Raw genomic sequence first — 11,606 nt, forward strand, 5'->3', positions numbered from 1 at the left:
CAGGTAGACCGAGTCGATGCCATCGCAGGCAAGCCAGCTCCCACAGGAACCGAGCCAGTTTCAGATCGGTGTTATTTATCGCGAATCGAGAAGTTCGCCATGTGTTCCAGGCCTTTGATCAGCGCCGAGTGGTCCCAGTTGCTGCCACCGATAGCCGCGCAGGTGCTGAACACTTGCTGGGTATTGGCGGTGTTCGGCAGGTTGATGCCCAGTTCGCGAGCGCCGGCCAGTGCCAGATTCAGATCCTTCTGGTGCAGGCTGATGCGGAAACCCGGATCGAAGGTGCCCTTGATCATGCGTTCGCCGTGAACCTCAAGGATCTTCGATGACGCGAAACCGCCCATCAGCGCTTCACGCACCTTGGCTGGATCGGCACCGTTTTTCGAGGCGAACAGCAGTGCTTCGGCTACAGCCTGGATGTTCAGCGCGACGATGATCTGGTTCGCCACTTTCGCGGTTTGACCGTCGCCGTTGCCACCGACCAGGGTGATGTTCTTGCCCATGGCCTGGAACAGCGGCAGGGCGCGTTCGAACGCATCGGCATCGCCACCGACCATGATGCTCAAGGTCGCAGCCTTGGCACCGACTTCACCGCCGGAAACCGGCGCGTCGAGGTATTGAGCGCCTTTCTCGTTGATCTTGGCAGCGAAGGCTTTGGTGGCGGTCGGCGAGATCGAGCTCATGTCGATCACGATTTTGCCCTTGCTCACGCCCGCTGCAACGCCGTCGGCGCGGAACAGCACGTCATCGACCTGCGGGGTATCCGGGACCATGACGATGATGAATTCGGCTTCCTGGGCCACTTCTTTCGGGTTTGCCAGGGCGATGGCGCCAGCGGCGACCAGATCGGCAGGGGCTGGGTCGTGGTGCGCCGACAGGAACAGGCTGTGACCGGCTTTCTGCAGGTTCAACGCCATTGGGTGGCCCATGATGCCGGTGCCGATAAATCCGATTTTAGCCATGAGAAAATCCTCTTGTTTTTGTGTAGCTCCCGGCTCTGGACCGATGAGCTCTTTGTGGCGAGGGGGCTTGCCCCCGTTGGGTCGCGAAGCGGCCCCAAATGTTTTTTCGCGGTGAGTCAGGTAGAACTCATGTGCCGGTTTTTACGACTGCTTCGCAGCCGAACGGGGGCAAGCCCCCTCGCCACACAAGCCCGCTCCCACAGTGTTTTGTGTTGATCAATCAAATCGCGTTATGGGTTTTCAACCAGCCAAGACCCGCTTCGGTTGTGGTCAGCGGCTTGTATTCACAGCCAACCCAACCCTGATAACCGATGCGGTCCAGGTGTTCGAACAGGAAGCGGTAATTGATTTCACCGGTGCCCGGTTCGTTGCGCCCTGGGTTGTCGGCCAACTGGATGTGGTTGATCTCGCCCAAGTGCGCAGCCATGGTCCGGGCCAGGTCGCCCTCCATGATTTGCATGTGATAGATGTCGTATTGCAGGAACAGGTTGGCGCTGCCGACCTGCTCGCGAATCGACAGGGCTTGCGCCGTGTTGTTCAGGTAGAAGCCTGGGATGTCGCGGGTGTTGATCGCTTCCATCACCAGTTTGATGCCCACCGCTTGCAGCTTGTCGGCCGCGTACTTGAGGTTGGCGACAAAGGTCTTTTCCACGGTGGCATCGTCGACACCTTGTGGACGAATACCGGCCAGGCAGTTGATCTGGGTATTGCCCAGCACTTTCGCGTAAGCGATGGCCAGATCGACACCGGCGCGGAATTCTTCGACCCGATCCGGCAAGCACGCAATACCGCGCTCGCCCTTGGCCCAGTCACCGGCCGGCAGGTTGAACAGCACCTGGCTCAAGCCATTGGCATCGAGCCTGGCCTTGATTTCGGCGGAGCTGAAATCGTAGGGGAACAGGTATTCGACACCACTGAAGCCGGCCTTGGCGGCAGCGTCGAAACGGGCAAGAAAATCCTGCTCGGTGAACAGCATGGACAGGTTGGCTGCGAAACGCGGCATGGTGGTCTCCCGTAAATTTGTGCAGTCCCCTGTGGGAGCGGGCTTGCTCGCGAAAGCGGTGTGTCAGGCGACATCAATGTTGGTTGTGCCGCCGCCTTCGCGAGCAAGCCCGCTCCCACATGGGGAACGATCATCAATCGAGCAGCGAAATCGCCGTTGGCGCATCGTTGCCCACCAGCGCCAGGTCTTCGAATTCGTTGACGGCGTTGATCTCGGTGCCCATGGAAATGTTGGTCACGCGCTCCAGAATGATCTCGACGATCACCGGCACCTTGAACTCCTCGATCAGTTCCTGAGCCTTGCGCAGGGCAGGCTGGATCTGATCCGGTTCGAATACCCGCAGCGCCTTGCAACCCAGGCCTTCGGCGACAGCGACGTGGTCGACACCGTAACCGTTGAGTTCCGGAGCGTTGAGGTTGTCGAAGGACAGCTGCACGCAGTAGTCCATTTCGAAACCGCGCTGGGCCTGACGGATCAGCCCCAGGTACGAGTTGTTCACGACAACGTGGATGTACGGCAGCTTGAACTGCGCGCCCACCGCCAGTTCTTCGATCATGAACTGGAAGTCGTAGTCGCCCGAGAGCGCCACTACCTTGCGGGTCGGATCAGCCTTGACCACGCCGAGTGCTGCCGGAATGGTCCAGCCCAGCGGGCCAGCCTGACCGCAGTTGATCCAGTGACGCGGTTTGTAGACGTGAAGGAACTGTGCGCCGGCAATCTGCGACAGACCGATAGTGCTGACGTAGCAGGTGTCTTTACCGAACACCTGGTTCATCTCTTCGTAAACACGTTGCGGTTTGACCGGTACGTTGTCGAAGTGAGTCTTGCGCTGCAGGCTGGCTTTGCGTTGCTGGCAGTCTTGCAGCCAGGCGCTGCGGTTTTTCAGCTTGCCGGCGGCTTGCCACTCGCGAGCGACTTCGATGAACACGGTCAACGCGGCAGCGGCGTCGGACACGATGCCCAGGTCCGGGGTGAACACGCGGCCGATCTGAGTCGGCTCAATGTCGACGTGAATGAACTTGCGGCCTTCGGTGTAAACGTCGACCGAACCGGTGTGACGGTTAGCCCAACGGTTACCGACGCCCAGCACCACGTCCGACTTCAACATCGTGGCGTTGCCGTAACGGTGCGAGGTTTGCAGACCGACCATGCCAACCATCAGCGGGTGATCGTCCGGGATGGTGCCCCAGCCCATCAGGGTCGGGATCACTGGAATGCCGGTCAGCTCAGCAAACTCCACCAGCAACTCGCTGGCGTCGGCATTGATGATGCCGCCACCGGCCACCAACAGTGGGCGCTCCGCCTGATCAAGCATGGCCAGGGCCTTCTCGATTTGCACGCGGTTAGCGGTCGGCTTGGCCAGCGGCAGCGGCTCATAGGCGTCGATGTCGAATTCGATTTCAGCCATCTGCACGTCGAACGGCAGGTCAATCAGCACTGGGCCTGGGCGGCCGGAGCGCATTTCATAGAAGGCTTTCTGGAACGCGTAAGGCACTTGGCCTGGTTCCATAACGGTGGTCGACCACTTGGTGACCGGCTTGACTATGCTGGTGATATCGACGGCCTGGAAGTCTTCCTTGTGCATCCGGGCCCGCGGTGCCTGGCCGGTGATGCACAGGATCGGGATCGAGTCGGCCGAGGCGCTGTAGAGCCCGGTGACCATGTCGGTGCCGGCCGGGCCGGAGGTGCCGATGCACACGCCGATGTTGCCGGCCTTGGTGCGGGTGTAGCCCTCGGCCATGTGCGAGGCGCCTTCAACGTGGCGAGCGAGGACGTGATCGATGCCACCGACTTTCTGCAAGGCGGAGTACAGCGGGTTGATCGCGGCGCCCGGGATGCCAAAAGCGGTATCAACCCCTTCACGGCGCATCACCAGAACGGCGGCTTCGATTGCTCTCATTTTGCTCATGGTTTTGGTGCCTCTTACGTTTTGTAATTGTATACAAGTGGCTTTGCGCAGAGTGTATTCACGGCGGACGGCGCAGGTCAATCCATTTTCTCAAGCAGCTGTTTCATTCGTCGGAAGCCCGAAAGACTGTGGCTTTTCGTCGCATGTGGCGCTTTTAGATAATTATTGTATACAAAAAAATAGTTCATTGTGTTCTATTTGTTGCATCGGATTGCGCAACAGAAAGCAATCCAACGGCTTTCCCAATAACAAAATGAGGACGGCACCATGAGCGCTTTAACCTTGAACGTTGCAGTCAACCTGGCCAATCAGGCCATCTCCGCGGGCCGTGCAATCTCTGCCGCGCCCTTGACCGTTGCCGTGCTGGACGCCGGCGGGCACTTGATAACGCTGCAACGCGAAGACGGCGCGAGCCTGTTGCGCCCGCAGATCGCCATCGGCAAAGCCTGGGGCGCGATCGCCCTGGGCAAGGGCTCACGCCTGCTGGCCCAAGACGCCCAACAACGCCCGGCCTTCTTCGCCGCGCTGAATAGCCTGGGGCAGGGCAGCGTCGTCCCGGTACCGGGCGGTGTTTTGATTCGGGATCAGGATGGGAGTGTGTTGGGAGCGGTGGGCATCAGCGGTGATTTGTCTGATGTTGATGAGCAATGTGCGATCAGGGCGATCGAGACGCAGGGGTTGAGGGCGGATGCGGGGGTGACGGCTTGATTATTCGGTGACTGATCTACCGCTTTCGCGAGCAAGCCCGCTCCCACACTGATCGTCGGTAGACACAAATTGTGTGAACACCGCAGATCAACGGTGGGAGCGGGCTTGCTCGCGAAGGCGATGTTCCAGACACATCCAGCTAAAAGTCTGCCCCACTATCCGGTATTCGCTGATCTAGCCTTTTCATGATTTCATCCATGAAGGGGCAAAGGAATGCCTGAACTGTCAGCATCACATCGTCTGCGCATTGGTCGTTATGCAGAGCAAAACCGTATCTATCTGCTGACGGCCAATACCCTTGGGCGGGAACCTGTTTTCAAGGATTACACCTTGGGCAGGATGGTCGTACATCAATTCAAGCAAGCACAGAGCGAGGGTTTTGCCGACTCATTGGCCTGGGTTGTCATGCCCGATCATTTTCATTGGCTGGTTCAATTGCAAAAGGGATCGCTGGGTCAGTTGATGTGCCAGGCGAAATCCTTGAGTACTCGATCAATCAATTCGGCGAGTGGACGGACAGGTAGTCTTTGGCAGCAGAGCTTTCATGACCATGCACTGCGGCAAGAGGAGAGTTTGGTAAGAGTGGCACGGTATGTCGTTGCCAACCCATTGCGGGCGGGGCTGGTTGAGAAGTTGGGTGACTATCCGTTGTGGGATGCCATTTGGGTTTGATAGGGAACCGAGTTGCCCCATTCGCGAGCAAGCCCGCTCCCACAGTTGATCTCGGTTGTTCACAGATTTTGTGTACGCAGTAGATCTAATGTGGGAGCGGGCTTGCTCGCGAAGGCCGCACCACGGTCTACCGGTCCAACTCACACCCCTTAAGCACCAACCGGATAATCGTCTGCGCCGCCGCTTCATAGTCGACCTCATCCAGCTTGGCCTTGCCGGTAACCGCAGAGATCTGCCAGTCGAAGTCGGCGTAGGTCTGGGTTGCGGCCCAGATGCTGAACATCAGGTGGTTGGGGTCGATCGGGGCGATCTGGCCGCGGTCGATCCAGGTCTGGATGCAGTCGATGTTGTGCCTGGCCTGGCCGTTGAGCTGCTCGACCAGGTCGGGGCTCAGGTGCGGGGCGCCGTGCATGATTTCGCTGGCGAACACCTTGGAGGCGAAAGGCAGGTCACGGGAGATGCGGATTTTCGAGCGAATGTAGCCGCTCAGCACATCGCTGGGCACGCCGTCGGCGTTGAACGGCGTCGAGGCCTGCAGGATCGGCTCGATAATGCTTTCCAGGACCTCGCGGTAGAGATTTTCCTTGGATTTGAAGTAGTAGTAGACGTTAGGCTTGGGCAGCCCGGCCTTGGCCGCGATGTCACTGGTTTTGGTCGCAGCGAAGCCCTTGTCGGCAAATTCTTCACTGGCGGCACGCAGGATCAGTTCTTTGTTGCGCTCGCGGATGGTGCTCATAAACCAAGGAGTTCCTTGCCTGTTCTGGCGGTTGCGCATGGTAGCACCGGCCTCGCGCGGCGCTCAAGAATGCCCCGAGTAGCCTCGGGTCGCGCTATGCTGCGCACCATTCATTCAAGAAGGAAACCTGATTCATGGCAGGAAGCAGTTTGCTGGTGCTGATCGACGACATCGCCACCGTACTGGACGATGTGGCGTTGATGACCAAAATGGCCGCGAAGAAAACCGCCGGCGTGCTTGGCGACGATCTGGCGCTCAACGCCCAGCAGGTTTCCGGGGTGCGTGCCGAGCGGGAAATCCCGGTGGTATGGGCGGTAGCCAAGGGCTCGTTCCTCAACAAGCTGATCCTGGTGCCGTCGGCGTTGGCCATTAGTGCGTTCATTCCGTGGCTGGTCACGCCATTGTTGATGGTCGGTGGCGCTTACCTGTGCTTTGAAGGTTTCGAGAAACTCGCGCACAAATTCCTGCACAGCAAAGCTGAAGATCAGGCCGAACACGCAGAGCTGGTCGAGGCCGTGGCCAACCCGGCGGTCGATCTGGTGGCGTTCGAGAAGGACAAGATCAAAGGTGCGATCCGTACCGACTTCATCCTCTCGGCGGAAATCATCGCCATCACCCTGGGCACCGTGGCTGAGGCCTCGCTGACCCAGCAAGTGATCGTGCTCTCGGGCATCGCCATCGTCATGACCATCGGCGTCTACGGCCTGGTGGCCGGCATCGTCAAACTCGACGACCTCGGTCAGTGGCTGGCCCTGAAGCCCGGCCAGATGGCCAAAAGCATCGGCGGCGGGATTCTGCGTGCGGCACCGTACATGATGAAAAGCCTGTCGGTGATCGGTACCGCGGCGATGTTTTTGGTCGGCGGCGGGATTTTGACCCACGGCGTGCCGGTGATTCATCACTGGATCGAGAGTGTCAGCGCGGGTGCTGGTGGGGCTGGGTTTATCGTACCGACGTTGCTGAATGCGGTGGCCGGGATTGTGGCGGGTGCGGCGGTGTTGGTTGGGGTGATGCTCGTGAGCAAAATCTGGAAAACAGTCAAAGGCTGACGCTTGGCAACACGGTCAACTGTGGGAGCGGGCTTGCTCGCGAAGAGGCCAGCACATCCAATATCAATGTTGACTGACACACCGCTTTCGCGAGCAAGCCCGCTCCCACAGTGGATTGTGGTGTGGCAAGAATATAAAAAAGGCCATTCGACGCAAATCGAATGGCCTTTTTTGTTGCCGTCGGAATTACTCGGCGACCTGCAGCTTGCGTGACTCGGTGTACACGTAACGCACTTTTTCGTACTCGAACGGCGTGTTCAGCTGGCCGTAGCGGAAGCTGTTCTGATAGCGCTTGTCGATGACGCGCAGTGCCAAGACTTCCGGGTGGTTGGAGCTGACCTCGGCAACGTTCAGGAAGTTGATTGCCGATTCGGCCGTGTAATCGACCGCCAGGCCCGCGGTGTCACGCAGGTTCGACGGACCGAGGATCGGCAGCACGAAGTAGGCGCCGCCCGGTACGCCGTAGAAACCCAGGGTCTGGCCGAAGTCTTCGCTCTGGCGCGGCAGCCCCATGGAGGAGGCCGGATCCCACAGGCCGGCGACACCGATGGTGGTGTTGAGCAGGAGGCGCGCGGTGGTTTCCATCGAACGCTGCCCCTTGAATTGCAGCAGGCTGTTCATCAGGTTCGGTACATCGCCGACGTTGTTGAAGAAGTTACTGACGCCGGTGCGCAGGAAGCTTGGGGTGATGTAGCGATAGCCGTTGACCACGGGCAGGAACACCCATTGGTCGAAACGGTAGTTGAAGTGGTAGACGCGGCGGTTCCACTCTTCCAGCGGGTCGTAGACATTCAGCGCGTTGAGCGTCGAGCGTTCGAACTCACGCTGATCCAGCCCCGGGTTGAATTTGAGTTTGCTCAGCGGTTCCTTGAAGCCGTCACTATCGACCACCACAGGTGCATTGGCTTTGCTGTTGTCGGCGTTGGCGACGCCAGCACAGAGTAACGCTGCGATCAGCAGGGGGTATTTAGCCACGGAAAAACTCCAGCATGGCGTCGCTGTTGACGCGATAGTTGAGGTTGCCGCAGTGGCCGCCCAATGGATAAACAGTCAAACGGTCGCCGAAGGTCCTGCGCAGGAACCCCAGGTCGCCAGGGCCGAGGATCACGTCGTCGGCGTTGTGCATGACGGCGATTTTCGGGCTGTCGTGCAGGTAGTCCTTGAGTGCATACAGGCTGACCTGATCGATCAGTTGCAGCAGGCTGCCGCCGTCGGTGCGGGCGCGCCACATCGGAATGACCTGTTCGGTCAGGTAGCAGTCGAAGTCGCATTGCAGCGCACGTTTGAGGAACGGCGTGAGGGTGGTGCCTTCGGTGATCGGGTATTTCGGTGGTGTGATCAGGCCACGGCGGTTGATCAGGTCTGAGGTGAAGGCGATGTCGGCCGCCGAGAAACGGAACGAAGTGCCGATCAGCATGGCCATCTGCTCGTTGCTCAAGTGCTGCTTGGACTGCTGGAAGTCATAGAGCAGGGCATCGTTGAGGTCGATGTAGCCTTTCTGCTGGAAGTAGCGGGTCAGTTTGTCCAGCACCAGTTCATAGAAAGTGGTGCTGTTGTTGATGCCCTTCACCTCTGTTTGCACCAGCTTGTCCAGGTTGGTGATCGAGGTGTAAAGGTTGACCGGCGGGTTGAGCAGCAAGACTTTCTTGAAATTGAAGCTGCGACGGGTTTCATCCAGGTGCGCCACAAAGGCCGCATCCAGAGCGCCGAGGCTGTAGCCGCTCAGAAAATAGTCGGTGACCGGCAGTTTCGGGTTTTGCGCCCGCACGGCCTGCATCACCCGGTACATGTCTTCGGCATCTTCCTTGGTCACGCCGGGGGTGGCGAAACGCGAAGCGGCGGTCATGAAGTCGAAGCTGGTCGGCGACGACAGCTGCACCACGTGATAGCCGGCTTTGTAGTAGAGCTTTTTCAGGTACTCGTTGAGGGTGCTGTCATAGCGTGCACCCGTGCCGGAGATCAGGAAGATCAACGGTGCCGCTTGATCTTGCGTGGCGATGCGGTAGGTGAGCTTCTTTACCGGCCAGAAGTTGTCCGGCAGGCTGAACTCACGCTCAGGGCGCAACGTGACGCTGCGATCCTCCTGATTGATGTCGTCGTCCAGCGGCAATTCCGGGCGTAACTCCGGCGGTGTCGTGGCGATGGTCGCCTCGAACGGGTTGGTCAGGGGGTAGCCGTAACTGGCGGCATCAATGTCGGCCGCCAGTGCGGACGCACTTAAAAACAAGCCGCCAAACAGGGCGGCGCAGCGCAAGGAACGGAGCATGACTAGATCCCTTAGAGGAAGGTGCCGGATGAAGTTCGCAGGCTATGACCACAGGATTTGCGCCAAAGTGCCATGATGGGCACCAAACAGGCCTGATTTCGGAGCAACGGTAGCTGGACGATACACTTTGCAGCTATTTCATGAACAGTTATCTGTTGATGTCACTTGCTTACGGCGGGCGGGGGATTAAGCTGGCCGCCGATTTCGTTTATTGGAGTGCTTCATGTCCCGCCGTCTGCCCGTAATCCTGTTGCTCGTTCTTCTGCCATTGTGGTTGGCCGCCAGTTATGGCGCGCGTTATGGCTTCATGGAGGATGCTCAATGGGTTGGCATTTGCGTCGATGAGGCCAGTCGCTGGGAATGCCAGATTCGGTCGAACCTGGGCCTGATGATTCATTTCAAGGTGCTGGGCTGGGCAGCAGTGGCTGCCGCCGTGATTGGTTTTGTGCTGCCGGGGCGAGCGGGGTGGTGGCTGGCGGTGCTGGCGCTGGTGTTCGGGTTTCCGGCGCTGGCGTTGTACAACACTACGTTGGCGGTGTTTGCGGTGGTGATTGCCGCTTTGCGTCTGGTCCGGGCTTCTCGCAGCGCTCAATAAAAAAGATCGCAGCCTTCGGCAGCTCCTACAGGGGATATGCGTTTCCCTGTAGGAGCTGCCGAAGGCTGCGATCTTTTGATCTTGCTGTGTTGATCAGCCCTTGCGAGCCCGCAAGCTGCGCCACAACGCCGCCACCATCAGCACACTCACCAGCGCCCAACCCCAGGCCTGCTGGTTCTGCAAACCTTCTTGATACAGCTGTGGCGCAATGCCGGCGCCGATAATGAAGGTCAGCAGGGCAATTTCCCGACGCGGCACACTGACCGGACGGCACAGGTACACCAGCGCCGGCAGGATGAACGCGACACTCGGGAAGCTGCGATAACGCGGGTCGAACACCAGCTCCAGCATCATCACCGCCGCGGCAAAACCTGCCGCTGCCAGCCACCAGCCGGCACGACGTTCCAATGCATTGAAGGCGCGTTCACGCCAGCCGGTGCGGGCGCTCAAGGTCAGCGCGGCATGCGCCAGCACCAACAAATTCAACCCAGTCAGCAAGGCGACCCACAGCCATTCACTGGCAAACCGGGTGGTGACACGGGCCAGATCGCCCCAGGCCCCAATCGAACAGGCCGCCAACGCGCCGAGCAGTGGCAGCACCAACGCCGCGCGGGTACTGCGAACGCGACCACCGAGAATCAGCGTGCCGATGAAGATCAAGCCACCCACCGCCAGCCATTGCGACCAGTACGGCACGTTCGAGACCGGCCCGGCGAGTACGCCCTTATCCTGGCGATCGGCGTCGAACAGTCCCCAATAACCGCCAACCGCACCTTCACTGGCGCGTTTCCACGGTTGGTCGAAGGCTTCGATCAGGTTGTAATGCCAGCCTTGCTGCTCGGCCATGATCACAAAGCTGCGAATGAACTTGGCTTCATTGACCCGGCTCGGCAGGGCGGTTTCGCGCTGACGGCCTTCGCTCGGCCAGCCGGTTTCGCCAATCATCACGTCTTTGGGTGCAAATTTGTTGCCGAACACCTGACGCACTTCGGCCACATGCTGCAGCGCGGCGTCGATGTTCGACGGATCGTCTTCCCAGTACGGCAGCAAGTGGATGGTCAGGAAGTCCACAGCCGGAGCGATTTCCGGGTGCTTGAGCCAGAACTCCCAGACGTCGGCGTAGGTCACCGGTTGCTTGACCTGGCTTTTGACTTTGTTAATCAGTGTCGCCAACTGTGCGCCGGTGACTTCCTTGCGCAGCAGGGTTTCGTTGCCTACGATCACCGAGGTCACGACATCGGCGTTGGCATTGGCCGAGGCGATCAGCAGGTCGACTTCCTTGGCGGTATCTACCGGGTTGCTGTTGACCCAGGCGCCGATCATCAGCTTCAAGCCGTGCTTGCGTGCCAGATCGGGCAGCGCCTCGAGGCCGGTCATGGAGTAAGTGCGGATGCATTCGAACCGGGTCGCCAGCAGCGCGAGGTCGGCGTCCATGCGCTCGGGGCGCAGTTTGAACGGCACATCGAACGGCGATTGGTCTTTGTCGAACGGGGTGTAGGAGGCGCATTGCAGCTTGTGCGTCGCGCTGGCCACGTCTGGCAGGATCACCGGTTTGCCGAGTCCATACCAGAAGCCGCCGAGGGCAAAAATCCCCAGCAGGCAGGCGAATAAATAAGCAAAAAAAGGAAAGCGGGATGTCGCGGGCATGGTCAGGCCGTCTGGGAGCAAAGCTGCGCATGTTACCTGTATTTGTCCCGCGCTTGGTG

General features: G+C 59.4%; 11 protein-coding genes. 4 read left to right on the forward strand and 7 right to left on the reverse strand.

All coding sequences use genetic code 11. The annotated features are described in order from the left end of the window. Positions 1–71: 71 nt before the first annotated feature. The 3 genes from TU81_RS07640 to gcl all read right to left on the reverse strand — a co-directional run bounded on the left by TU81_RS07640 (position 72) and on the right by gcl (position 3,874). On the reverse strand, positions 72–962 hold the full coding sequence (locus TU81_RS07640) for a 2-hydroxy-3-oxopropionate reductase (protein WP_048394334.1): 891 nt from the start codon (positions 960–962) through the stop codon (positions 72–74). A 220-nt stretch (positions 963–1,182) separates the two neighbouring features. Then, entirely contained in the window at positions 1,183–1,965 is a 783-nt protein-coding gene (gene hyi, locus TU81_RS07645) for a hydroxypyruvate isomerase (RefSeq protein ID WP_038979659.1), read from the reverse strand. Between the two features lie 133 nt (positions 1,966–2,098). After that, entirely contained in the window at positions 2,099–3,874 is a 1,776-nt protein-coding gene (gcl, locus tag TU81_RS07650; RefSeq protein WP_038979660.1) for a glyoxylate carboligase, read from the reverse strand. Positions 3,875–4,141: 267 nt separating this feature from the next. On the opposite strand from gcl, the gene TU81_RS07655 reads away from it, so the two are divergent. Together TU81_RS07655 and TU81_RS07660 are read left to right on the forward strand one after the other, a co-directional pair. Continuing rightward, positions 4,142–4,582: a GlcG/HbpS family heme-binding protein gene (locus TU81_RS07655; protein ID WP_038979662.1), complete on the forward strand. Its 441-nt coding sequence runs from the start codon at positions 4,142–4,144 to the stop codon at positions 4,580–4,582. A 213-nt stretch (positions 4,583–4,795) separates the two neighbouring features. After that, complete coding sequence (locus TU81_RS07660; RefSeq protein WP_038979664.1) at positions 4,796–5,254, forward strand: REP-associated tyrosine transposase; 459 nt, start codon at positions 4,796–4,798, stop codon at positions 5,252–5,254. Positions 5,255–5,381: 127 nt separating this feature from the next. On the opposite strand, the gene TU81_RS07665 is transcribed toward TU81_RS07660, so the two are convergent. Further along, positions 5,382–5,990, reverse strand: a complete 609-nt coding sequence (locus tag TU81_RS07665) for a TetR/AcrR family transcriptional regulator (protein ID WP_038979666.1) — start codon at positions 5,988–5,990, stop codon at positions 5,382–5,384. Positions 5,991–6,124: 134 nt separating this feature from the next. Between TU81_RS07665 and TU81_RS07670 the strand changes: the two genes are divergently transcribed. Then, entirely contained in the window at positions 6,125–7,039 is a 915-nt protein-coding gene (locus tag TU81_RS07670) for a DUF808 domain-containing protein (protein ID WP_038979667.1), read from the forward strand. Between the two features lie 186 nt (positions 7,040–7,225). On the opposite strand, the gene TU81_RS07675 is transcribed toward TU81_RS07670, so the two are convergent. Together TU81_RS07675 and TU81_RS07680 are read right to left on the reverse strand one after the other, a co-directional pair. Then, positions 7,226–8,014: an MlaA family lipoprotein gene (locus TU81_RS07675; RefSeq protein ID WP_038979669.1), complete on the reverse strand. Its 789-nt coding sequence runs from the start codon at positions 8,012–8,014 to the stop codon at positions 7,226–7,228. Continuing rightward, positions 8,007–9,305, reverse strand: coding sequence for a serine/threonine protein kinase (locus TU81_RS07680; RefSeq protein WP_038979671.1), 1,299 nt, complete (start codon positions 9,303–9,305; stop codon positions 8,007–8,009). Before TU81_RS07680 ends, TU81_RS07675 begins: the two co-directional genes overlap by 8 nt. A gap of 223 nt (positions 9,306–9,528) precedes the next feature. Between TU81_RS07680 and TU81_RS07685 the strand changes: the two genes are divergently transcribed. Further along, on the forward strand, positions 9,529–9,900 hold the full coding sequence (locus TU81_RS07685; RefSeq protein WP_038979673.1) for a hypothetical protein: 372 nt from the start codon (positions 9,529–9,531) through the stop codon (positions 9,898–9,900). Between the two features lie 93 nt (positions 9,901–9,993). On the opposite strand, the gene TU81_RS07690 is transcribed toward TU81_RS07685, so the two are convergent. Further along, entirely contained in the window at positions 9,994–11,589 is a 1,596-nt protein-coding gene (locus TU81_RS07690; protein WP_048394500.1) for a glycoside hydrolase family 17 protein, read from the reverse strand. Between the last annotated feature and the right edge of the window lie 17 nt (positions 11,590–11,606).

It is taken from the genome of Pseudomonas lini, assembly GCF_001042905.1.
GTDB classification, from domain to species: domain Bacteria; phylum Pseudomonadota; class Gammaproteobacteria; order Pseudomonadales; family Pseudomonadaceae; genus Aquipseudomonas; species Aquipseudomonas lini.

Coding starts and splice junctions, on each gene's coding strand:
- TU81_RS07640 (WP_048394334.1), bottom strand. CDS start 962: ATGGCTAAAATCGGATTTATCGGCACCGGCATCATGGGCCACCCAATG.
- hyi (WP_038979659.1), bottom strand. CDS start 1,965: ATGCCGCGTTTCGCAGCCAACCTGTCCATGCTGTTCACCGAGCAGGAT.
- gcl (WP_038979660.1), bottom strand. CDS start 3,874: ATGAGCAAAATGAGAGCAATCGAAGCCGCCGTTCTGGTGATGCGCCGT.
- TU81_RS07655 (WP_038979662.1), top strand. CDS start 4,142: ATGAGCGCTTTAACCTTGAACGTTGCAGTCAACCTGGCCAATCAGGCC.
- TU81_RS07660 (WP_038979664.1), top strand. CDS start 4,796: ATGCCTGAACTGTCAGCATCACATCGTCTGCGCATTGGTCGTTATGCA.
- TU81_RS07665 (WP_038979666.1), bottom strand. CDS start 5,990: ATGAGCACCATCCGCGAGCGCAACAAAGAACTGATCCTGCGTGCCGCC.
- TU81_RS07670 (WP_038979667.1), top strand. CDS start 6,125: ATGGCAGGAAGCAGTTTGCTGGTGCTGATCGACGACATCGCCACCGTA.
- TU81_RS07680 (WP_038979671.1), bottom strand. CDS start 9,305: ATGCTCCGTTCCTTGCGCTGCGCCGCCCTGTTTGGCGGCTTGTTTTTA.
- TU81_RS07685 (WP_038979673.1), top strand. CDS start 9,529: ATGTCCCGCCGTCTGCCCGTAATCCTGTTGCTCGTTCTTCTGCCATTG.